Below are 23,895 nucleotides of genomic sequence, written 5' to 3'. Positions count from 1 at the left end.
TAAATGTTAGATATAGTGTGAATATGAGCCAGTCAGTTGTACCTAAAATATCGATCAAATATCGTCTGCTTCAAATACTGAAGTTTGTTTGCTATTCCCTGCTGCTTGGCGGCGGTTATGGCTTTTTGGTGGTGGCACAAGATCAGCAGACGGGCGTCACTCAGCCGTTAGGTGCCGGTTTAGGGCAATTTAACAGCTTATCGGTTTATATTGTTTATACCCTGGTATTATTGTTGTTGGTGGGGATATGGCATTACCGCAGCCAGAGGCAAAGGCAGCGGTTGCTTGAAGCCCATGAGCAGGTAAAATTTCGCGAACAAAGGTTACAGCTGGCGCTTCGGGGCAGCGACAGCGAAGTTTGGGACTGGCTGTCGGCGCAAAACCAGATGTTTGGCAAACGTTTTACCGCCGAGCTGCATTATAGCCAGGACAGCCCGTTTTATGCTTTTGAGCAGCATATCAGCTTGATCCACCCCGACGACAAAGACACCTTTTTAACCATGTGGCAGCTGTTTATCGATAACGGCGATCTCAATGCCACCTTTTCCTGCACCTATCGTTTGCAAAGTCGCGGCGGCCAGTGGCTCTGGTATAAAGATCTCGGCAAAATTGTCGCGGTCAATACCCTGGGGGAGCCGACCCGGATCACCGGCTCTTATACCAATATCACCCAGTCGCGGGCGGATGAAGAGCGTGCCCAGTATTATGGCGATGCCTTTAAGCTCACCAAGGACTGGGTCTTGATCATCGATGAAAACTTTAACCAGGTGACCGCCAACCAGTCGCTGAGAGATGTGTTTGGCTGGGAAGCGGAAGAATTTGCCTTTGAACCCAATACCTTGGGCATTACCCCGAAACGGCTGGCATTCTACCGGGAGTTGTTTTCCACCCTGCATGAAAACGATCACTGGCGCGGCGAAGAATTGATCGCCACCAAAACCGGGGAAGAATATCATGTGATCATCAATATCAGTGTCAGCCGCAACCGCACCAATAACCGGCTGCATTATATTCTGGTGCTGACGGATATCAGCGCCCAGAAAAATGCCGAAAAAGAGCTGCGTTACCTGGCCAATTATGATCACCTGACCGAGCTGCCCAACCGGGCGTTATTGCTGGACAGGATCAAGCATGCCATCGATTATTCCATCCGCAAAAAAGACTCTATTGCCCTGTTTTTTATCGATTTGGACCGCTTTAAACAGATCAATGATTCTTTGGGTCATGAATGCGGGGATTTATTGCTCAAGGAAATTTCCAACCGGCTGACGGAGATCTTGCGCGGCGACGATACCGTGGCCCGGATCGGCGGTGATGAATTTGTGGTGTTGCTGGAGTCTTTTCGCAGCAACAGCCATCTGGGGCGGATCGCGGAAAAAGTGATCCGCGAGGTGGAAAAGCCGATCATGCTCAATAACAACGAGGTGTGTATCGGCGCCAGTATCGGCATCGCCCTGTATCCGGAAGATGCCGGCAATTCCAGCGAGCTGTTAAGAAACGCCGATGTCGCCATGTATCACGCCAAGCAGATCGGCCGCAATACCTTCCAGTTTTTCACCCCGAGGATGAATTTTGAGGCCAAAGAAAGGCTGAGGAGAGAATCCGAGCTTAAAACGGCGGTGGCCAACAATGAGTTGATTAACCATTACCAGCCGGTGGTGGATGCCTTTACCGGCAAGGCGATTGGCGTCGAGCTGTTGATGCGCTGGCGCACCGATGAAGGCCTGGTGCCGCCGATGGACTTTATTCCCATTGCCGAAGAGCTGGGGCTGATCATCCCGATGACGGAAAACGTGTTGTGTAAGGGGCTGGCAGATCTCAAACGCTGGCATGCGGTACGTCCGGGGATCTTTTTGTCGGTGAACCTGGCGCCCCAGCATTTTGCCCAGGATAACTTGTTGCCCTATGTGAAAAAGCTGTTGGAAGAATATGATTTACCGCCGGGGGCGTTAAAACTGGAAATCACCGAAAGCGCCTTTATTTCCGAGCCGCAAAAGGCGATCCGCACTATGAATGCCTTGTCTAAACTCGGGGTGAAGCTGGCGCTGGACGACTTTGGCACCGGTTATTCTTCGCTGTCTTATTTAAAGCAGATGCCGCTGGATATCATTAAAATCGACGGCAGTTTTGTTTCCGGTATCGGCCGGGATAAAACCGACGAGGCGATAGTCGATGCTACCTTAGTGCTGGCGAAAAGCCTGAATATGTCCTGTATTGCCGAGGGGGTGGAAACCAAGGAGCAGATGCTTTACCTGGTGGATCGCCAGTGCCATTTTATTCAGGGATATTTATACAGTAAACCGGTGGAAGCGGATGAGTTAATGGAAATGCTGATGATCAACAACATAGAAGTGACCGCGCCGGAATTGGAGTTTGTCTGATCGCTGTCAACTCATTGATACAAATACCGGCCGGGTTAAATTTCCTCAAATGCTTGAATCCTGACCCGGCTGCGCCCACATTATACCTCTAAAGAACAAGTGAAAGTGATATCTGCCCCAGGCGGTCTTTTCATTTTCTACTATTGCTACAACCATAATATCCGATAAATTTTAAGGGCTACCAGATGACACAACATTTTGATTATATCGCCATAGGCGGCGGCAGCGGTGGTATCGCCTCTGCCAACCGGGCGGCGAAACACGGTAAAAAAGCCGCGGTGATTGAAGCTAAATACATTGGCGGTACCTGCGTCAATGTCGGTTGTGTGCCGAAAAAAGCCATGTGGTATGCCGGGCAGATTGCCGATGCCATGGCTTACGGTCCCGATTACGGTTTTGCCGATTACTTAAGCCAGGAAAAGCCGAGCTTTGACTGGGCCCGTTTGGTGAAAAATCGTGAAGCCTATATTGAACGTATCCATGCCGCCTACCAGCGCGGTTTTGATAATAACGATGTCACCGTGATCCGCGGCTTTGCCAAATTTGTCGATAAAAATACCGTGGACGTGGACGGCACCTTATATACCGCAGATCACATTACTATCGCCACCGGCGGTCGCCCGCAGATCCCTGAGATTGAAGGGGCGGAATACGGTATCGACTCGGACGGCTTTTTTGCCCTGACCGAGCAGCCACAGTCGGTAGCCGTGGTCGGCGCCGGTTATATCGCCGTTGAACTGGCGGGCGTATTCAATGCCTTGGGCACCGAGACCCATTTGCTGGTGCGTAAGGAAGGGCCGCTGCGCAATTTCGACCCTGTGTTAAAAGAGACCCTGGTGGAGCAGATGGCCAAGCACGGGCCGACCCTGCACACCCACAGCATTCCTGAGCGGGTGGAAAAGCTGGCCGACGGCACTTTAGTGATCCACCTTGCCAACGGCAACAAGGTGGGACCGGTACAGCAGCTGGTCTGGGCCATCGGCCGCGAACCGGCTACCGATAATATCAACCTCGAAGCCGCCGGGGTGGAAGTGGATGAAAGAGGTTTTATTCCCACCGACAAGTACCAGAACACCAATGTCGAAGGCATTTATGCCGTCGGCGACAATACCGGCCGTGCCCAGCTGACCCCGGTTGCCGTGGCGGCGGGCCGCCGTTTATGTGAGCGTTTGTTTAACAACAAACCCCATGAGCACCTGGATTATTCCAATATCGCCACGGTGGTATTCAGTCACCCGGTAATCGGTACCGTAGGTTTGACCGAGCCGGAAGCCATTGCCGAATATGGCGAAGACCAGGTGAAGGTATATAACTCCCAGTTTACCGCCCTTTACCAGGCGATCACCGAAGAGCACAGGGATCCGACCCGGATGAAACTGATTTGTGTCGGCAAGGAAGAGAAAATTGTCGGTATCCACAGCATAGGGTTTGGCAGCGATGAATTGCTGCAGGGCTTTGCCGTGGCAATGAAGATGGGGGCGACCAAAAGCGATTTTGATAATACCGTTGCTATTCACCCCACTTCGGCGGAAGAGTTCGTCACTCTGACCTAAGAACTGTGCCGTCGTTATTTTATCCCCCTCCGCTCAAGCGGCAGGGGGAAAGCTTAGCTGCTGTTTCAGGATGCTGACTTAGGTCTGAGCGCCTCAATCATTCGGGCATCCGCCCAATAGATATCCCCATTTCCCTGGCTGTTGTAGCTGTTAAAGAACAGGTATTTTCCGTCCGGCGTGACATAGGGACTGGATTGCTCGCCATCGGTGTTGACCTTATCCCCTAAGTTAATGGCAGTACCCCATGAGCCATCTGGCTGCCTGAAACTGATATAAATATCATTACCGCCAAAGCCGCCGTCTCTTTCACCATCCCACATGAGGTAGGACTCGTCCGGTGCAATGAAAGGGTGAGCGTTCCACTTGCCGGTGTTAATCGCCTTGCCGAGCGGTTTTGGCTGTTCACGCTTGCCGTCGGTTACGCGTGAATAGCGAAGCACACCTTTACCGTCCCTCGTCCCTTCGTCAAAAACATAGGTGCCTGCTGATGACGCGGTAAGACGCATGATGCGGATATCCTCGTAAGGAGAGCCAAGGCTCTTGATCTCTGACCAGCCGGCAGGGCTGCGCTGCCGGTATTTTTTGCCCAAGTGCAGGGTGTTACCATCCGGCGAGATAAAAGGGCGGCCTACCCTGGGGACTACGGCAGATTTGCGCCACCTGTTATTTTCTAAAGTAAAAGTGATTAACGACCACTTTTTGCTGTTGTTCTCTTTCCTGGTGAAATAGAGGGCTTGCATGTCGGGTGTGAAGAAAGCGCTCAAGTCACGATGTTTTGTCGAGACAATGCCGGGGGCGAACACTTCAGGTATTAATCCCGGCGGCTTTTGTCCGAGATAAGGGCCTTCAAGGGCTGGAAGCTTGTTATCTCCGTAACTTTTGTTACCTAAGGTGAGAAAAGGCAGCAACAGGAGCCAAAAGATATAAAGCGGTTTCATGATTTAGCCCCTTCTTTGCTTAAGTTTGATAACCAGGTCATGCTGCGTACGCCGGTCATAGGAAAAGCTGTCTGGTGGCTACCCTCAATCACCGGATGCTTTAAAGACAGGCTGTTATCGTTTCTGCTTTTCAGCAGCTGAGTAAATTCCCTGATATGTTCGCCCAACTCCTTTTCCTGGGTGCCGTATGAAATAAAAACGTTGGCATTGAGGCCCTTATGTTTTAAAGCTGATTTAGCGCCAAGCTCAGAGAGCTGGGGAATATTTCTCCAAAGTGACGGGCTGCCAAGAATGTAGTTTTTAAAGGTATCGGGTTGTGCCATTAAGATATAAGTGCCGAATAAACCTCCGGCGGAATAGCCAAAATAGCTGCGATTGTCAGGCTGGGTTCGGTAGTTTTTTTCTATATGTTTAATGACATCTTGACGAATAAACGCCAGATGATTACTGGCCTGGCCGAACTGATATTTCGCCTGGCGTTCCGGATTGCTTGATTTGTTTATCGAATAATCTCTATAGCGACTGACATGTGCCCCAAGTTCTTTCTGTAAGTCTTTATTGATGTCCTTCTGCCAGGAAATGCCCACTAAAATAACTTCTTCCATCAGGAATTCGCTGGTTGCGGATAATAATTCAACATGCCAGATGGCGTCGGTAAAATAGAGCACCGGATAGGTCTTATCCTTATGTTTTTCGTATTCCTCAGGCAGCTTGATATACAGCTCATACTGCCTGTCTTCCCGGGTGTCTTTGATAGGGACAACTTGTATTTTCGGTAAGGTAAAATCACTTGTCTCGCTTGCCTGGACTGTCAGCAAAGGTAGTAACAATAACAGCACCAGGATTAAACTCTTGGTCATCTTTTTTCTCCGAATAAGGTCAGGTTCGTTTTTAAATAATGTCAGAGGGTTAAAGTTAACGAATCGAAATTAAAATACTTGAAGTTATGATGATTTTTCGCTGACGTCTTGCTGATAAGATAAAAGGTATTTGTTATCAGGTGGTTATCTTGTTGTCTTTAGTTGGCCTCAGGCTTGTGCTAAGGTGTTTCCTTTTAGTTAGACTCACTGTTAGCACAGGTTTTCATCCAAAATAGAGGTTACATGGCAGAGCAATATTGGATTGGTGGTTTTTTTATTGATTTATCCAGAAATCAAATCACTCAAAATAATCAATCTCAAATCATTGCCCCGAAAGCTTTGGCGGTGCTTACCTACCTGGCTGAAAACCAGGGAAAGGTGGTTAGCCAGGATGCACTGTTAGCGAATGTCTGGCCAGACACTGTGGTTTCACCCAATACCTTGCAAAGAAGCATCGCCCAGTTAAGAAAAGCACTGGGTGACGATAGCAAGGTCCAAATCTATATTAAGACCCATGCTAAACAGGGCTATAGCCTGGAGTGTGATGTCAGGTGGCATGATAAAGTCAGTCCGGGTACGGCTGAGCCGACAGGTATCGACAGCGCCGGGCAAGATGTCGTTCAAGCAAGCCTGGTGAATGAGGCCGGTAACGAGACGAAGTCTGCCGCTGATACAACAGCCAAGCCGCTATCTTCACAACCCGGCTTAGCTCTGATCGCCATTGTGCTTGGCATTATTTTTCTGGCTGTTATGGGCGCCGGTTACCTGATACCCGAACAAACCTCGAAACTGTCCTTTGGGGAGTTACGCTCGCTGACCGCAACAGACAACAAAGAGCTCGCCGGTATTTATTCTCCCGACGGGCAATACGTGGTTTTCCTCCGTTATTCGGGGGAATTTTGTCAGAATAATATTTGGGCAAAGAACATTAACACCCAGGAGGAAACCCGGCTCACCGAAAACCTGGGATCATACGGCAGCCATAGCTTTTCCAAAGATGGCAAGCAGCTGGTTTTTATCGAGTCTGCAGATTGCAATAAGCCGATCACCCAGAAGCAATGTTATAAATTAATGAGCTTTGATTTTCACAAGGCACTTGAGGCGCCTCAGTCTCCGAGGCTGTTGATGGAATGCAAAAATTCAACAATCATCAAGCCCAAGTGGTTAAACAACAATAACGTTGCTTTGTTGCAGGAGTTTTCTAATCGCTGGAAGTTAGCCAGCTATTCGATAGCGGATAACAAAAGCACTGTGATATATGAGCGGCAAGATGGCAATATCATCGACTATGACTATTCGGTCGCAGACGATTTGATTGCACTTACCAGCATCCATCATGACGGCCATTATTATATTGAAGTGCTTAAACCGGATGGTCAGCTGCTATCCAGTCACCGGATAAAATATCCGCAAGAAATCGCCAACTTCAAGTTGATATATCCCAATTTTTCTCCGTTAGAAAATCAGCTTATTTTTAGCACCGGCAGGCAGTTGTTTACCCTGTCTTATGACGGACAGGTAAGCAATATCAGCTTGCCGCTTGACGAACCTATGGGATCGCCGGTATTTCATCCTGACGGCAAGCGAATGCTGGTGATTAAAGGGCACTATGACAGTGATATCGTGTCAGTGCCCCTTTCACAGATAAAACAGACGCAAAGTCAAAATTTCCCCGTACTGGAGCGCTCGATACTCGGTGAAGACAGCGCCATATTACAACCAAACGGCGAGTTAATCGCCTATGAATCGGAACGTTCGGGAGATGAACAGCTTTGGATAACCGGCGGCAAAGGTTCACAGCAGCTCAGCCGCTTTCCTATGGATACGTATATAAGTGGCATGGAGTGGGCGGCAGACGGTGCAAGCCTTTTAGTCAATGCCAATTATGCGTTAACCCGGGTATATCTGGATGCAAGGCAGCAATCTTTTCCGTTGCCATATCCTGTGGCCGAACTGTTCCAATGGGACAGTAAAAATAACAGCGCTTTATTGCTTGTGCGTATCAAAGGGGTGTTAACATTGGCCGAGCTCAATTTAGCCAACTTAGAGCTGCGCATTATTAACGACAAGAAAGTTAACTGGGCGGATAAAAGTGAAAACGGCGACTTAGTTTACATTGATGATATGGACAGGTTTTGGCAGTCAGGACCGGCTGAAGATCTGCATATTGAAGCGCTGGATGGCCAGGGAAGATCTGAGCGGCGGTTTTTGGTAAAAGACAATGTTATTTATGGTATCAATGATGATTTTCAATTGTGGTCGTATGCGCTTAACGGCGGGCGATTTGAGATCATCGGCGAGTTACCAAACAACATAGATTATTTAACCGACATTGATCAGACGCAGCTTTTGATGACGGTCCGGGTTTCCGCAAAAAAAGAAGTGGCCGAATTTTCTTTAAGTGAATAGTCTAATTAGAAAAATTGCTTGTCGATTGCTGGCTAGATCAGCAAGAGCATGTGCTGATGTTAACCGCTTTTACTATGCCCGTGGCCTTTTTCGGGACGGGCATTCGTAGCTGTTTAGAGTGTCTGTTGCCAGGCGCTAAAGCCTCCGCTGAGGGAATATATCCGCTCAAACCCCATTTGTTGTAAAGACAAGGCTGCCAGTGCCGAACGCGCCCCCGACTGGCAATAGAGGTAAATATCCTGCTGCGCCAGCTTAGCCAGCGGCTCGGCTTCGCCGGCGACCATAGGATGAGTGGCTATTTGCATTTCCAGTACCCCCCGGGGAATATGCACCGCGCCGGGAATCGTGCCCGATGCCAGCTCTGCGCTTTCGCGGATATCGATAATGACGGCAGTCTGCGTTAACTGGCGGACAAGTTGTTGGCAGCTGATTTCTTTGATGTGTTTTCTGGCTGCTTGCGCCAGGGTCTTACCATTGATGATCATATTTCCTCACTTATCGGGTTTGTTTCTTTAGTTGAAATTTACACTGTTAAATCGTATATTGTAAATATACGATATTTAAGGCGGCGCTAACAAGAAAAACTTGTTGCTGCCCAAAGAGGCCGGAGTAAAAATGACGGAGTTTACACCTTATAGCGCTATTTTCGGGGGCGCACTTTTGGGGCTGTCGGCCCTGTTGCTGTTAGTGCTTAATGGCCGGATAGCCGGTATTTCCGGGATTATCCGCACAGTGTTGATGACAGGCGATGGTGGGGGAAGCTGGCGTTGGTTTTTTTTGCTGGGCCTGGTGCTGGCGCCTTTAGTTGCGCCTTATCATGCTGAGTTACCTGAAAGTATCCACGTTAGCTGGTACTTGATTTTACCGGCGGGCTTCCTGGTGGGGCTGGGCAGTGCTTTGGGAGCCGGCTGTACCAGCGGTCATGGTATTTGCGGTATAGGGCGCTTGTCGGGGCGCTCTCTGACGGCAACCTTCACTTTTATGGCAACGGCTATGGTGGTGGTGTATTTGCTCAGGCAGCTGATGTCTGTACTGACGGCTTAAGGGGAGGTGAATATGCAATTATTGATTGCCTTGTTTTGTGGTGTGCTTTTTGGGTTGGGGTTACTGGTTTCGCAAATGGCCAACCCGGATAAGGTGCTGAGCTTTCTGGATATCAGCGGCCATTGGGATCCCAGTTTATTGTTGGTGATGGCCAGCGCCTTGTTTGTCTATATTCCCGGCTATTTCTTGCTGGTCAAGCGGCGGGAAAAACCGCTTGTGGCGGAGGGGTTTTCTTTGCCTCAAAAGCAGCAGATCGATAAACCTTTGCTATTGGGGGCGGTTGTTTTTGGTGCGGGTTGGGGACTGGCCGGGATCTGTCCCGGCCCTGCGATGGTGAATTTATCCGGCGGTGATGTTAAAATTTTTGCCTTTATTGCATTTATGCTGGCGGGAATGTGGTGTTCCGGATTGATTTCCCGCTGGAAACCTTGAGTTTTATACCCGGTTGAGAGGCCAGCATAATACCTCAAGCGCTTAAGCGGATCCGGGGCTTGCAACAATGGCATCGGAGGTAAGTGTGCGGGATTATAGTCAGCTGGAAGCCAGCGCCGGGCAGGCGGTTGCCCTGTTAAAAGCCATGGGCAACCAGCACCGGCTGATGATTTTGTGTGCCTTGCAGGACGGGGAGTTATCGGTATCTGAGCTGAATGCGCTGTTTCCCATCCCCCAGTCTTCGCTGTCGCAACACCTGGCCTGGCTGCGCAATCAGGGTTATGTTAAAACCCGGCGTCAGGCACAAACCATTTTTTATGCTTTAGACAGTGAGGAAGTGGTGGAGGTGATCGCCGTGCTGTACCGGTTTTATTGCAGTCAATAATTCCCTCATCGTTCTTAATCGGGCATTGCTCTGGCTGGTCATTTGCTTCTGGCTGGATTTTCTACGCCATTTTGCCCTTAATCTGCTTTTTCTCCGATCCGGCTAATTCCCGGTTGCTTATCACCTTGGTTATGGTAGAACTAATAGGGTAGAGCGCATAAGGTCGGGCGGAGATGGCCGCTTGCATGAAGGCGGTTTTTAACAAGGAAAGTTAAAGCTATGTACAATAAAATAAAAAATGTACTGATTAATGGCAAAAGCAATGACCTGCACTCGGATGTGGTGACTAAGGTTTTAACCGAAATGGCTTGCCGGGTTACCTTATACCAGAGTGAAAAGCTGGCGATAAATTCAGCCGTTAATTTTAGCCTTAACGGGCAACCTCCCCAGCTGGAATATCAGTGTGCTGAACAGCTCACCGACTTGTCTGATATTGAAGTGGTCTGGCATCGCCGGCTGCAAACCCCCTTGGTGCCGGGTTATATCGTGCCCGAAGATAAAATGTTTGTGCAACAGGAGTTGTGCAGCAGCAACCTGGCGTGCCTGGCCTTGCTTGAGCATGCTTTCTGGCTGAATCCGCAGGCGGCGGCTACCCGGGCCAATGTTAAACCGCTACAGCTTACCCTTGCCAAAAAAGTGGGGCTGTCTATCCCGCAAACCCTGATCAGCAATGATCCTCAGGGTATTAAGGCATTTATCAATTCCGGGCAAGACACCCTCTATAAACCCCTGAATGCCCTGGCCTGGCATGAACAGGGGAGAAATTATGCCACCTATAGCGCCCGTGTTACGGCTGAGCATTTGCCTAATGATACCTTGCTCAGTGCCTCTCCCGGGATATACCAGCGACTGGTGGACAAGCAATATGAGGTGCGGGCGCAGTTTTTTGGCCGTAGTTATTTTGCCGTCAGCATAGACTCCAACCGTTTGCAGTACGGGGAGCTCGACTGGCGGCTGCATCAGCATCAGGGCACTTTGTCGGACCCGGTGGAGTTACCGGATGAAATATACCGGGCGGCCTGCGCCTTGATGGATGAACTGGATCTGGTGTGCGGCGCTTTTGATTTTATCGTCACCCGGGATAACGAGTGGGTATTTTTGGAAGTGAATGAATCGGGACAGTTTTTGTTTCTTGAGCAATGGTGCCCGGAATTGCCGCTGCTGGATGCTTTCTGCAAATGTTTAGTCGCTAAGGACAAAGAGTTTGCTTATCAACGGGTTCTTCAGCCGAGAAAGCTTGCCGATGTTCTCGATGATTATCAGTTTGATTTACAGCTTTATACCGTTTGAGTGAGCTTATATCGTGCAGCCGGTTGTGCTATTTTTATGATTTGCTTTGATTTAAAGCAGGTTTGTGTGGGCTTGATTGGTTTGCCTGTATCGCTTTTTTGATAAAATTGACGTATTATCCACCATTAATGAACTTAGTTTGTTCATTGTTGTGGGGTTTTAAACCCGGCTTAATCAATATTCAGGAAACGTTTTTAATGTTACGAGTTTGGATGTCTTATCTGTTTGCTACCTTGATTGCCTTGCAGTCTGTGGTTGCGATCGCCGATAGTCATCAGGAGCACCAACAACAAAGCGAACATCTTGCATTAAGCCAAGCCCCTGACTCTTCTTTACATCAGCATGCTGATGGACTTTCACACCAGGACTCATTCTCCTTTTCTGGCCAGCACCAGGATCATGAGCAAGAGAATGAAGCGGCGCACCCGGATTGTCATCATGGCCATTGCCACCATCCGGTTCAGGTATTTCTAGCGTTGCAATCGGATAAGCTTAAACTTGTGGTGACTTCACAACAACTGACGGAAACCACTTCAAGTTATCTTTCAGCCTTGCTGCCACAAGATCAGCGCCCTCCGATAGCTTAATCCTCTTTCCGGAACTTTCTTCTTTTCCGGAATATTCTTGTTTTCAGGAATAAACAACAATCAGTTACCGGGTTAAATCTCTGGATTCGACCTGCATTATTTTGATTTTTGAGGATGAAATTCGATGAAATTTCACAAAAAGACGACGTTAGCTTTGCTGCTGGCGGGGGCCTTGGTTCCTGTCTATGCCACAGCTTCGGCTTCAGCATTGGAAAACCGTGCAGCACAAACATTCAGCTCAGCCGAAAAAGGCGGGCAGTCCCGGGTCTCCTGGGGATTATGGTTACAACAACAAATTGAACAGCACCCGGATATTATTGCCGCCAAAGCAGCGGTAAACGCCCGGCTGTCAATGGCCGACGGCAAAGACAAAAGGTTATACAACCCTGAGCTGGCCACGGAATTTGAACAGGAAGGAGCCAATGACAATTTTGCTTTGGGTATCAATCAAACCATAGACTGGTGGGATAAGCGCAGCGTGCGCATGAAACAGGGGGATTATGACCGCCTGGCGGTCGGGCAGGAATATAAGCAGTTGCTGCAGGAAAAAACCGCCGAGGTACTGCATAGCCTGGTTAAGTGGCAGTCGGTGAATTCTCTGGCGGAGCTGGCCCGCTCCCAGGAAGAGCAGCTCAATACCTTGCTCAACCTGGTGGAACAGCGGCAGTTATCCGGTGATTTAAGCCAGGTGGATGCCGAGCTTGCTTACCTTAGCCTGTCGCAAAAACTGAATACCACGGCACAGGCACAGGCACAGTTGCAGCAGGTGGAAGCCGATTTAGGTCAGTTATTGCCTGGCTGGAGTGCTGCCAGCGGCCAAATTCCCGAGCGCCTCTGGTCCTTGGGGGATGTTAACAATCCGGTGAACCTGGATAATCACCCGGGCATAGTCGCGGCCAAGGCCAGGTGGCAGGCCTTAAAGCAGCAGGCTGTTATCGCCCGGCTGGAAACCAGGGCCGATCCTACCTTTGGTCTCAGTGCCGGTAAGTCTGGCGGTGATGATGTGGTGGCGTTAAGTTTTTCCATGCCGCTTAATATCAACAATGATTTCAGCGATGAGGCCCGCGCCGCCAATCAAGAGGCGGCTTCAGTGGAAGCCTTATATCGCAGTGTTATTCGTAAACAACAATTTTCTTTACAGGCATCACAAGCGGTTTTTCTTGAATATCAAAAGAAATACCAACGCTGGTTAGACGTGATGCAGGGGCGTGCCGAGCGCACCAGCCGCTTATTGGCGGCGCAATGGCAAAGTGGTGATATCAGTACCTCGGAATATTTACTGGCGTTGCAGCAACGCAGTGAAGGTTTGCAGGCGGGTATTGAATTACGCACGGCCTATCAGGGGGCGAAAATCGACTGGTTATTACAAACCGGAGAAATCGATCTTGTTATCAAGCAGCTTCCTGCCGTTAGCCCGCTACTGATCCCCTATAAATAAGTAAAGAATTTTGGAAGATTAATCATGAAGATAAAACTAATTACCCTGATCCCGTTATTGACCTTATTCACTTTGACGGCGGGGGCTAATGTTGCAGCCCAGGAACATGATCACGAGCACGGTAAAAGCGAACAGGCTGAAAAAGATAACCACGACGGGCATGAGGCTCATGAAGAAAATGGTCATGATCAAGCGCATGCAGATCATGATGAAGGCCACGACGGTGAGCATGATGATCATGAAACATCCGGCGGTGATGAACACGGGGAAGAAGACGGCCACGGCCATGGAGAAGAAAGTGAAGGCAGCGAAGTCAGCCTTTCCGGTCAACAAATAAAATTAGCCGGTATTGAGGTAGAAACCGCCAACGCCGCTATCATGGACTACCAGTTATACGCCCCGGGTGAAGTTAAAGCCAACGGTTATACCAGTTATCTGGTCTCTCCGCGGGTGGATTCCGTGGTGTTGCGCCGCCATGTCGGGCTTGGCGCTCATGTCGAAAAAGGCCAGCCTTTGGTGACCCTGTTCAGTGAAACCGTGGCAGAAGCCCAGGCAAGCTTTCGTGTTGCCAGCTCGGAATGGCAACGCATCCAACAACTAGGCAAGAAATCCGTGGGTGATAAGCGTTATATCAGCGGCCAGTCGGCTTATGATGCTGCCCTTGGCCGTTTGCAGGCCTATGGTTTATCCAAAGCGGCTATCGCTTCGCTGGCAAAAAGCGCCCAGCCGTTAGGGGAATATACCTTGTCTGCCATCAGTGACGGGGCGATTTTATCGGATGATTTCCAGCAGGGGCAAAGGGTAGAATCCGGAGAGTCCCTGATGGTGGTCGCGGATGAACATACCTTGTGGATAGAAGCCCGCCTGGCCCCCAATACCCAGCTGGATTTGCCGGTTGGTACCCTGGCGAAAGTGAAAGTCGGCGATAATTATTTTACCGCCAGGGTGACCCAGGAAGCCCATACCATAGATCTGGTTACCCGTACCCGTATCGTGCGCCTGGAAGTCGCCAATGATAACCACCTGCTGCATTCCGGCATGTTTGCCGATGTCTATTTTTCTTTAAAAAGCCGGGAGCCGGTGGTGGCTGTGCCTGAAACCGCGCTGATGCGCAGCAGTGACGGCGACTGGGTGGTGTTTATTGAAGATGAGCCGAAATCGTTTGTGATGCAGGAGGTGGTGTTGGGGCGTTCTTTTAATAATGTGGCCGGTCAGTGGCGTGAAATTAAAGGGGTAGCGGCCAACAGTCGTATTGTCACTAAAGGGGCGTTTTTTATTGCATCACAGCTGGCGAAAGGCGGTTTCGACCCGCATAACCACTAAGTTATAACCTAAGGAGACAGCTAATGTTGAATCGTTTGATCGACTGGGCGGTCACCAACCGGTTATTGGTGGTGATTGCCTTACTGACACTGATTGTGGGCAGTGTTTTTATTATTCCCAAATTAAACCTGGATGCCTTTCCGGATGTCACCAATGTCCAGGTGGCGATAAATACCGAGGCGCCGGGACTGGCGGCTGAGGAAGTGGAGCAGCTGATCACTTTCCCGATTGAGTCGGTGATGTATGCCCTGCCGGATGTGGAAGAGGTACGTTCTATTTCCAAAACCGGCTTGTCCGGTATTACCGTGGTCTTTAGGGAAGGTACCGATATTTATTTTGCCCGCCAGCTGGTGTTCGAGCGTTTGCAGGCGGCAAAAGAGCTGATCCCGCAAGGAGTCGGTACGCCGGAAATCGGCCCCAATACCTCGGGCCTGGGGCAGGTATACCAGTACCTGTTACTGGCGGATCCTGACTCGGGTTATGACGCCATGGCGCTGCGCAGCCTGAATGACTGGGTGGTAAAACTGCTGCTGATGCCGGTAGACGGTGTGACCGATGTCTTGTCTTTTGGCGGTGATGTTAAGCAATACCAGGTGAATGTGAATCCGGCCCGCATGCTCGCCTATCAACTGACCCAGGAGGATGTCGTGGCGGCATTGGAGCAGAATAACCAGAATGCCGGCGGCTGGTATATGAACCGCGGCCAGGAGCAGCTGGTGATCCGTGGTATGGGTTGGTTAAGTCCGCAGCAGGAGGGGCTGGCGCAAATCCGCCAGATACCGTTAAAAACCGTTGATGGTGTTGTCGTGACCGTCAATGATGTCGCCAATGTTACCCTGGGCAGTGAAATTCGCCAGGGGGCGGTGACCATGACCCGGCGCGGGGCAGATGGCACTGTTTCTCCATTGGGAGAGGTGGTTTCCGGCATCGTATTAAAACGTATGGGGGCCAATACCAAGTCGACCATAGACGGCATCAAGGCCAGGGAAACCCTGATAAACCAGGCCCTGCCGGAAGGAGTGCGCTTTGAAGTCTTTTATGACCAGGCGGATCTGATCACCCAGGCGGTGGATACGGTCGTCAATGCCCTGTTGCTGGCCTTTGTTTTTATTATTGTTGTGCTGGCGCTGTTTTTAATGAATCTGCGCGCCACTTTCCTGGTGCTGATTTCCATCCCGATTTCCATCGGTATTGCCTTGATGATCATGGCCTGGAGCGGCTTGTCGGCAAATCTGATGTCCCTTGGCGGTATCGCAGTTGCCATAGGTATGCTGGTGGACGGCTCTGTGGTGATGGTGGAGAACATGTTTAAACACCTGACCCGGGAGGAAAATGCCTTACACAGCAATAACGCCATGGGCTTGCGTTTAAAGGAAGCCGGACAGGAAGTGGTGCGGCCGATTTTTTTTGCCGCCGCCATTATCCTGGTGGTTTTTATGCCGTTATTCAGCTTTGAAGGGGTTGAAGCCAAGTTATTTCAGCCGATGGCGGTCAGTATTATGCTGGCGATAGTGGCGGCGGTACTGGTTGCCCTGCTCGTGGTGCCGGCCCTGGCCACTTACCTGTTCAAAAATGGCGTAACCGCGCGGGAAAGCCTGTTGTTAACCCCCTTGGATAAGCTGTATAAGAAGACGCTGGCCTTAGCCTTAACCAAAACCAGGGTAGTGGTCGGTTTTGCCCTGGTGTTACTGGTATCGGCTTTAGCTGTGTTACCCAGGTTGGGCACAGAATTTGTGCCTGAGCTGGAAGAGGGCACCATTAACTTAAGGGTGACGCTGGCGCCGTCTTCTAGTCTGGATACTGCACTGTCGGTGGCGCCTGAGCTGGAAAAGATGTTGCTGGAATTCCCGGAAGTTAATTATGCCCTGAGCCGGATTGGTCGGGCTGAAATTGGCGGCGATCCCGAGCCGGTCAATAATATCGAGATTTATCTTGGCCTTAAGCCGGTAAGTGAGTGGACCAGTGCCGATAACCGCTACCAGCTGCAAGCCTTGATGGAAATAAAGCTGGAGCAATACCCCGGCTTATTGCTGAACTTCTCCCAGCCGATAGCCACCCGGGTGGATGAGTTATTATCCGGGGTTAAGGCACAGCTGGCGATCAAGTTATTCGGCTCAGATCTTAAGGTGCTGGCGGTCAAAGGCCAGGAAATCGAACAGGCGGTGAAAACCGTGACCGGCGCTAAAGATGTAGCCATGGAGCAGATTGCCGGTGAAGCCCAACTGGTGATCAAACCCAAGCGCCAGCAACTGTCCCGCTACGGCTTATCGGTGGGCGATGTTATGGAAGTGGTCAGTGACGGTTTGGGGGGACGGGAAGCCGGGCAGATCATCAATGCCAATGAAAGATATGATATCTATGTGCGCCTGCAGGAGAGCTTCAGGAAAGATCAGCAGGCAATATCTGAACTCAGGTTACAGTCGCCTACCGGTGCCTGGGTACGCCTGGCGGATGTTGCCGAGGTCAGCATAGAGGCGGGGCCGCCGCAGGTGCGCCGCGATGATGTTCAGCGCCGGGTGGTGGTGCAGGCAAATGTCCAGGGCCGTGATATGGGCAGCGTAGTGGCGGATATTCGTCAGGCCATCGCTGCCCGGGTGCAGCTGCCGCCGGGTTATTCGGTGGATATCGGCGGTCAGTTTGAAAGCCAGCAGAGGGCGCAAAAACGCCTGTCGCTGGTAGTGCCGGTGTCGCTGGCACTGATTGCCTTGCTGCTGTATTTTGCTTTCAGTTCTTTTGGCCAGGCGATGCTGATCCTGGTGAATGTGCCGCTGGCGGTGATCGGCGGTATTTTCTCTTTATATGTGTCCGGCCAGTATTTGTCGGTGCCCAGCTCGGTCGGTTTTATTACCTTGTTCGGTGTTGCCGTGCTTAACGGTGTGGTGATGGTGGAGAGCATCAACCAGAGGGTTAAGGACGGCCTGGCAGTGAAAGATGCGGTATTTGACGGCGCCAGCTCACGGTTGCGTCCGGTATTGATGACGGCGATCACTTCGGCATTGGGTTTGATCCCTATGTTGCTGTCCAATGGGGTCGGTGCGGAAATACAAAAACCCCTGGCCACGGTTATTGTCGGCGGTTTGGTAACCGCCACCCTGTTAACCCTGTTCGTTTTGCCGGTATTGTATCGCTGGTTTTCCAAAGGTAAGTTAGCGGATATGCGTTAACCTGATAGATAAGTGTTAACTAACTTCTTATAAACTCCCCTTTAATGGTTAATTAAAGGGGAGTTTATTATTTCCACTGCGGCTTTATAAAAAAAAGTGTAACCGATTACACTGAAGAATTTCTGTGCCTTGCCGACATATAAGCATTCAATAAGAGTCTTTGTCTTATCCGGTATTTAATGAAAAATTATAATGACAGGGTAGTTTTTGCCCATGTGGCGCAATCGGGCAGTTTTACCGCCGCCGCCAAAACGCTTAATCTCACCAAATCCAATGTTAGCCAGCGTATCAGCCGTTTAGAGCAGGAAATAGGTGTCAGGTTGCTGGAGCGCACCACTCGCAGCATTGCTCTCACCGAAGCGGGGCGCTTATATTTTGAATATTGCCAGCAAATTATTCACCAGCTGGCACAAGGGGAAAATAAGCTCCTGCAAATGCTGGAAAAGCCCATGGGGGAGTTGAAAATTACCACCAGCCTTACCCTGGGAGAGCAATTGCTGCGGCCAATTTTGGCGGAGTTTATTTTTAAATTTCCCGAAGTTAAATTAAACATGTTTTATGATAACCAAAGGCTGGATTTGATCCGTCATGGCTTTGATGCCGGGATCCGTATAGGTCCCCTTGATGATTCTTCCCTGGTGGCGAAAAAGCTGGGTATTGCCAGGATTGCGGCTTATGCCTCACCCGAATATATTTCGGCGCATCCCGGGCGTATAGACTTATTGGTGATGGAGGCAAATCGGGAGCGGGTTTATCAGGCCTATGGCCATAACAAGAATACCGTGATTAAGGCCAGTGCCAATGAATTGTCTACCATACATGAGTGGACCCTGGCGGGGTTAGGCATAGGGGTATTGCCCCATTATATGATCCGGGAAAGTGTCAAAAGCGGTCGTTTGCTCAGGGTGTTAACGAACTTCCCCCTGATGGACGGTGAAATTAACCTGGTTTATCCGAGCCGGGTCGGGGCGACCCCCAAACTCCATGCCTTTATTGATTTTATCCAGCCACGCCTGTCCCAACAGTTATTGTGATTATCGCCGATTGTTAATGAGCATAAACTATGTGTTCACATCTTAGCTATCCAGTTTTTCTTCCGGTGACCGCTATTTAACAGGGTCGGGCCGTTTTTTGAATTTGGCTTTGACGGATAACTTTCACACAAGGATAAAAAAAGATGAAGTATAAATCTGGTTTTATGGGAATGGGCGCTAAGGCATTGGCGCTGGTATTGCTGGTTGGCGTTGGTAATAGCGTACTCGCTGCCAATAAGGTCGTGGCCTGGGGAAACAGCCGTTATGGCGGCGATAATAACGCCGTGCAAAATCTTACGGACGTCGAGCACATCTACCATACCGAACTGGCGTTTATGGCACTGAAAACCGACGGTACTGTCGTGACCTGGGGCCATGAAAATAATGGCGGAGACTCCAGTGCCGTTGCAGATCAGCTGAAGAACGTCAAGAGTATTACCACCTCTATGGGGGCCGCGGCAGCGCTGAAAGCGGACGGCACTGTAGTGACCTGGGGACCCGAGTGGTATGGCGGCGACAGTTCAGCCGTGCAGGAAAAACTCACCGGCGTGAAAAAGATTATCTCCTGTGGCTATGCCTTTGCGGCATTAAAAAGCGACGGTACTGTGGTGACTTGGGGAATGGACGACAGTGCGGTGGCAGCGCAGCTCACCAATGTCAGGGAAGTATATGCCTCTGGCGGTGCTTTTGCGGCATTAAAAGCCAACGGCACTGTGGTTACCTGGGGGGATAGTAATTATGGCGGCGACAGCAGCGCTGTGAGTGGTGAGTTGAAGTTTATCAAGAATATCTACAGCAACCACCGTACTTTTGCCGCAGAAAAATATGACGGCAGCCTGGTGACCTGGGGACTGGATTATTACCTGGGTGATACTTCCGGATTGGCTGGCCTTACCAATATCAAACAGGTGGTGGCTAATGATGATGCTTTTGCGGCGCTGACCAGTGATAGTAAGGTGGTGACCTGGGGGCTGGCCCCTAAGGGAGGGGATTTTAGCCAGGTGTCCGGTTATCAGCAGCATGTCCGGGCTATTTATCCGTTAACCGGTGGTTTTGCCGGCATAGAACATTACGGCAGCGTCTTTGCCTGGGGTACGGTAACCACGGGTGACTACAGGGAAAAGAACTTTGTGCCTTCGAGTTCGTCGGCGATTGCTGTTAATGTTAATAGCAAGGCGTTTGCCCTGCTGGAAGCCGGTGGCACAGTAAAATCGATGGCAAAGGCCAATGGCGGCGCCATTACCGAGTTTGATAATGTCATTAGCCTTTCGGCAACCTCTTCGGCATTTGCGGCCATAAAAGCCGATGGCAGTGTTCACACCTGGGGCTCAAGTTTTACCGGCGGGGACAGCAGCAGTGTTGCCGCGCAGCTGGTGAATGTTAAAACCATAGTGGGCAATAATACCGCCTTTGCCGCCATAGTGCTGGATGAGGCTAACTAGGCCGTTATCAGCCAGGGAAGAAGGCAATTTTTTTCGATAAAGCGTATTGCGGCAGGTGTTGGTACTTGCCGCTTTTTTTGTTGACCGTTTAGTGAATTTATTATGATTGAAATCAACGATTAATTATCTGTTTACGGTGAAAATAATCCACAGGATAAAACATCTTGTTATGTATATTGTATATCTTTTGGTGGGAAATAATCCCTGTTTACTTAACCAACTGGTCAAACAGTTATGCAAGCCCGTCATGGCTGACTTATGTTTTTTTGTTATTTCAGAAACGGATTTGTTGCTAAAAAATAATTTAATAATTTGCTGGTAATAACAGCGTTATCTGGTAATCTTTAGCTCGCCCGAACTCACTTTGAATGTTTTTTATACAGCTCGGGCCTGAAGCAAATCGGAAGCATTAAGTTTTTATCCACATACAAGAAAGAATAATAATTGTGCGTTAAAAGGCTGACCTAACCACCTTTTATCAACAAAATCATGCCTTTAATTTATAAATAAACATATCAGTTTTTAATTGATGTGGATTTCCCTGCATCTTTTCAACAAAGTTATCCACAGGTGATGCCTAGAATATTGAGCTAATTCCTCGCTGCCGGTAGAGACAAATTCCGGAATATGGCATGCTAGCGTCACTTTTATTTTCAACCGTAAAAAAATCATGACAACGTCTTCATTATCTCCGCTTATTCTCGTCGATGGCTCCTCTTATTTATTCCGTGCTTATCATGTTCCTTACCTTCAGGCACTATCGACTGCCGACGGTCAGCCTACCGGGGCCATTACCGGGGTGTTGAATATGATCAACAGCCTGAAAAAAGACTATCCCCAGGGTAATGTCGTGGTGGTTTTTGACGCCAAAGGAAAGACTTTCCGTAATGATCTTTATCCGGAATATAAAGCCAATCGTCCGCCGATGCCGGAAGACCTGCGCAGCCAGATAGCACCTATCCACGAGATCATCGGCGCCATGGGGCTGCCTTTACTGGTGATTGAAGGGGTGGAAGCCGATGATGTTATTGGCACTCTGGCGCGCCAGGCTTGTGAGCTGGGCATAGAAACGGTGATCTCCACCGGCGATAAAGATATGGCCCAGCTGGTGAGCCCGAATGTCAGGCTGATCAATACCATGACCAATGTCGAGATGGATGAAGCCGGGGTTGTGGAAAAGTTCGGGGTGAAACCGGACCGCATCATAGATTATCTGGCACTGATGGGGGATAAGGTGGATAACATCCCCGGGGTGGAAAAATGCGGCCCGAAAACCGCGGTGAAGTGGCTGACTGCCTACGACAGTTTAGACGGGGTCATTGCCAATGCCGACCAGGTAAAAGGCAAAGTAGGGGAAAACCTGCGGGCGGCACTGACCCAGCTGCCGTTATCCTATGAACTGGCCACCATTAAGCTCGATGTCGAGCTGGAGCAGGGGGTCAGCGAGTTACAGCCGAAAGAGGCGGATGTTGAAGCCCTGACGTCTCTTTATCAAAAGTTTGAATTACGCCGTTTATTGGCGGATTTGACATCCGGCAAGGGTGATAAAAGCGCTGCCGGTGAGGAAGATGAAGTAGAAGCCGAACAACAGGTAGAAGCCGATTACGACATTATTTACGAGCAGGCGGCTTTTGAAGCCTGGCTTAAAGAGTTAACCGCGGCGGATTATTTTGCCTTTGATACCGAAACCACCAGTATTGATTATATGAAAGCCGAGCTGGTTGGTTTGTCTTTTGCGTGCCAGCCGGGTAAAGCCGCTTACGTGCCGTTAAAACATGACTATGAAGATGCCCCCGAGCAACTGGATATCGACTTTGTGCTCGGCAAGTTAAAGCCTTTGCTGGAAGATAAAGACAAAGCCAAACTTGGCCAGAACCTGAAATATGATGCCAATGTGCTTTCCCATTATGATATCGAACTCCAAGGTGTCGCTTTTGATACCATGATAGAGTCCTACTGTTTAAACAGTGTTGCCACCCGCCATAATATGGATGCGTTGGCAGAAAAATATCTGGGTTATAAAACCGTGCATTTTGAAGACATTGCCGGTAAAGGGGCCAAGCAGTTGACCTTTAACCAGATAGAGATTGAAAAAGCCGGTTTTTATGCCGCCGAAGATGCCGACATTACCTTGCGCCTGCACCAGGCCATTTACCCGCAGTTGGAAAAGTCCGCCAATCAGTTAAGTGTTTATAATGACATTGAATTACCCCTGATGCCGGTGCTGGCGAAAATGGAGCAGCACGGGGTATTGATTGACTGCGATCTGCTGGATCAGCAAAGCCAGACCTTAGGCAAACGCCTGGAAGAGCTGGAAGTGGAAGCCCATAACCTGGCGGGTAAATCCTTTAATCTCGGCTCGCCGAAGCAGTTGCAGCAAATTTTATTTGAAGAGCTGAAAATCCCGGTGATCAAGAAAACTCCCAAGGGAGCCCCTTCTACCGCAGAAGAAGTGTTACAGGAACTGGCGCTGGATTATCCGTTGCCGAAACTTATCCTGGAAAACCGCGGTCTGAGCAAGCTTAAATCTACCTATACCGATAAGTTGCCGTTAATGGTTGCCGGTAAAACCAACCGGGTACATACCTCCTATCATCAGGCGGTAGCGGCCACCGGCCGTTTGTCTTCCACGGATCCTAACCTGCAGAACATTCCGATCCGCAGTGAAGAAGGGCGTAAGATCCGTGAAGCCTTTATCGCCCCGCAAGATCATAAAATTGTCGCCATCGATTATTCGCAAATTGAACTACGCATTATGGCGCACCTGTCCGGCGATCCCGGCCTGGTAAGCGCCTTTGCCCAGGGACGCGATGTTCACCGGGCAACGGCGGCAGAAATTTTTTCTGTAGAGCTGAACCAGGTGACCAGCGATCAGCGCCGCAGCGCCAAGGCCATTAACTTTGGCCTGATTTACGGCATGTCGGCCTTTGGTTTGTCCAAGCAGCTGGATATCGGCCGCCATCAGGCGCAACAATATATGGATAAGTATTTTGAACGTTATCCTGGGGTATTGACCTATATGGAAGATACCCGGGCGCAGGCCACCGAACAGGGGTATGTTGAAACCTTGTTTGGCCGTCGCCTGTATCTGCCGGATATCAAATCAAAAAACCAGATGCGCAAAAAAGGCGCCGAGCGTGCCGCTATCAATGCCCCTATGCAGGGCACGGCGGCAGATATTATCAAGAAGGCGATGTTGGCGGTTGACGCCTGGATCACCGAGCAAAATGATCCGCGCATTAAAATGACGATGCAGGTGCACGATGAACTGATTTTTGAAATTCATCAGGATATCGTTGAAGAAACCACTGCCAGTCTGGTGGAGATCATGAATAATGCCGTTGCGCTCGATGTGCCGTTAATTGCCGAAGCCGGTATCGGCGATAACTGGCACCAGGCCCATTAGGCTGTGATAACAGGTTGTGGATTTTACTGGAAGAGAAAATATTTTATCCCCTGGTGAAATTATCTCAGTGGAGAGCGGTTCCTATTAAGTGAACTACCTTTTATCTCTGAAGTTTTTAAAGCCCCGCTTTGGGTAATGCCAGTCAGTTAAGCTGACTGGCATTTCTTTTATTCTTCGGATACTTAGAAGGCTTTGTTTTTACCCACCTT

Annotated in this window: 17 protein-coding genes; 14 read left to right on the top strand and 3 right to left on the bottom strand. The window is 49.8% G+C overall.

The genetic code is table 11. The features are described from left to right. Window positions 1-23: 23 nt before the first annotated feature. Window positions 24-2,381, top strand: coding sequence for an EAL domain-containing protein (locus QL234_RS28575; RefSeq protein WP_281561148.1), 2,358 nt, complete (start codon window positions 24-26; stop codon window positions 2,379-2,381). A gap of 185 nt (window positions 2,382-2,566) precedes the next feature. Further along, entirely contained in the window at window positions 2,567-3,934 is a 1,368-nt protein-coding gene (gorA, locus tag QL234_RS28570) for a glutathione-disulfide reductase (RefSeq protein ID WP_281561147.1), read from the top strand. 65 nt (window positions 3,935-3,999) lie between these two features. Here gorA and QL234_RS28565 read toward each other — a convergent pair whose 3' ends face one another. Beyond that, window positions 4,000-4,872: a hypothetical protein gene (locus QL234_RS28565; RefSeq protein ID WP_281561146.1), complete on the bottom strand. Its 873-nt coding sequence runs from the start codon at window positions 4,870-4,872 to the stop codon at window positions 4,000-4,002. Beyond that, window positions 4,869-5,732, bottom strand: coding sequence for an alpha/beta hydrolase-fold protein (locus tag QL234_RS28560; protein WP_281561145.1), 864 nt, complete (start codon window positions 5,730-5,732; stop codon window positions 4,869-4,871). The genes QL234_RS28565 and QL234_RS28560 overlap by 4 nt, the downstream gene beginning before the upstream one ends. Window positions 5,733-5,975: 243 nt before the next feature. Here QL234_RS28560 and QL234_RS28555 point away from each other — a divergent pair, with 243 nt between their 5' ends. Continuing rightward, the gene (locus QL234_RS28555; RefSeq protein WP_281561144.1) at window positions 5,976-8,141 is read left to right on the top strand and encodes a winged helix-turn-helix domain-containing protein; all 2,166 of its coding nucleotides are present in this window, start codon (window positions 5,976-5,978) and stop codon (window positions 8,139-8,141) included. Window positions 8,142-8,254: 113 nt separating this feature from the next. On the opposite strand, the gene QL234_RS28550 is transcribed toward QL234_RS28555, so the two are convergent. Further along, window positions 8,255-8,626 carry a rhodanese-like domain-containing protein gene (locus QL234_RS28550; protein ID WP_281561143.1) on the bottom strand — a complete coding sequence of 124 codons (372 nt, stop codon included), beginning with the start codon at window positions 8,624-8,626 and terminating at the stop codon, window positions 8,255-8,257. A 130-nt stretch (window positions 8,627-8,756) separates the two neighbouring features. On the opposite strand from QL234_RS28550, the gene QL234_RS28545 reads away from it, so the two are divergent. From QL234_RS28545 to polA, 11 genes are all read left to right on the top strand, one after another. Continuing rightward, window positions 8,757-9,185: a YeeE/YedE family protein gene (locus tag QL234_RS28545; RefSeq protein WP_281561142.1), complete on the top strand. Its 429-nt coding sequence runs from the start codon at window positions 8,757-8,759 to the stop codon at window positions 9,183-9,185. Window positions 9,186-9,197: 12 nt separating this feature from the next. Further along, window positions 9,198-9,617 carry a YeeE/YedE family protein gene (locus QL234_RS28540; protein ID WP_281561141.1) on the top strand — a complete coding sequence of 140 codons (420 nt, stop codon included), beginning with the start codon at window positions 9,198-9,200 and terminating at the stop codon, window positions 9,615-9,617. Window positions 9,618-9,684: 67 nt separating this feature from the next. Beyond that, window positions 9,685-10,002: a metalloregulator ArsR/SmtB family transcription factor gene (locus QL234_RS28535; RefSeq protein ID WP_281561140.1), complete on the top strand. Its 318-nt coding sequence runs from the start codon at window positions 9,685-9,687 to the stop codon at window positions 10,000-10,002. 219 nt (window positions 10,003-10,221) lie between these two features. Next, the gene (locus QL234_RS28530) at window positions 10,222-11,292 is read left to right on the top strand and encodes a hypothetical protein (RefSeq protein WP_281561139.1); all 1,071 of its coding nucleotides are present in this window, start codon (window positions 10,222-10,224) and stop codon (window positions 11,290-11,292) included. A gap of 197 nt (window positions 11,293-11,489) precedes the next feature. Continuing rightward, a complete protein-coding gene (locus QL234_RS28525) occupies window positions 11,490-11,879 on the top strand; it encodes a hypothetical protein (protein WP_281561138.1) in 390 nt (129 codons plus the stop codon). A gap of 124 nt (window positions 11,880-12,003) precedes the next feature. Continuing rightward, the gene (locus QL234_RS28520; RefSeq protein WP_281561137.1) at window positions 12,004-13,317 is read left to right on the top strand and encodes a TolC family protein; all 1,314 of its coding nucleotides are present in this window, start codon (window positions 12,004-12,006) and stop codon (window positions 13,315-13,317) included. A 24-nt stretch (window positions 13,318-13,341) separates the two neighbouring features. Beyond that, on the top strand, window positions 13,342-14,640 hold the full coding sequence (locus tag QL234_RS28515; protein ID WP_281561136.1) for an efflux RND transporter periplasmic adaptor subunit: 1,299 nt from the start codon (window positions 13,342-13,344) through the stop codon (window positions 14,638-14,640). Window positions 14,641-14,663: 23 nt separating this feature from the next. Then, window positions 14,664-17,804: a CusA/CzcA family heavy metal efflux RND transporter gene (locus tag QL234_RS28510; protein ID WP_281561135.1), complete on the top strand. Its 3,141-nt coding sequence runs from the start codon at window positions 14,664-14,666 to the stop codon at window positions 17,802-17,804. A gap of 179 nt (window positions 17,805-17,983) precedes the next feature. After that, complete coding sequence (locus tag QL234_RS28505; RefSeq protein WP_281561134.1) at window positions 17,984-18,838, top strand: LysR family transcriptional regulator; 855 nt, start codon at window positions 17,984-17,986, stop codon at window positions 18,836-18,838. A gap of 143 nt (window positions 18,839-18,981) precedes the next feature. Further along, window positions 18,982-20,280, top strand: coding sequence for a hypothetical protein (locus tag QL234_RS28500; protein ID WP_281561133.1), 1,299 nt, complete (start codon window positions 18,982-18,984; stop codon window positions 20,278-20,280). A gap of 670 nt (window positions 20,281-20,950) precedes the next feature. Next, window positions 20,951-23,686: a DNA polymerase I gene (gene polA, locus QL234_RS28495; protein ID WP_281561132.1), complete on the top strand. Its 2,736-nt coding sequence runs from the start codon at window positions 20,951-20,953 to the stop codon at window positions 23,684-23,686. The last annotated feature ends 209 nt before the right edge of the window (window positions 23,687-23,895 follow it).

This window comes from Thalassomonas sp. RHCl1, assembly GCF_947387555.1.
Lineage (GTDB): Bacteria > Pseudomonadota > Gammaproteobacteria > Enterobacterales > Alteromonadaceae > Thalassomonas.
Note: the sequence above shows the minus strand (reverse complement) of the source record. Positions and strands in the feature narration are given on the sequence as shown.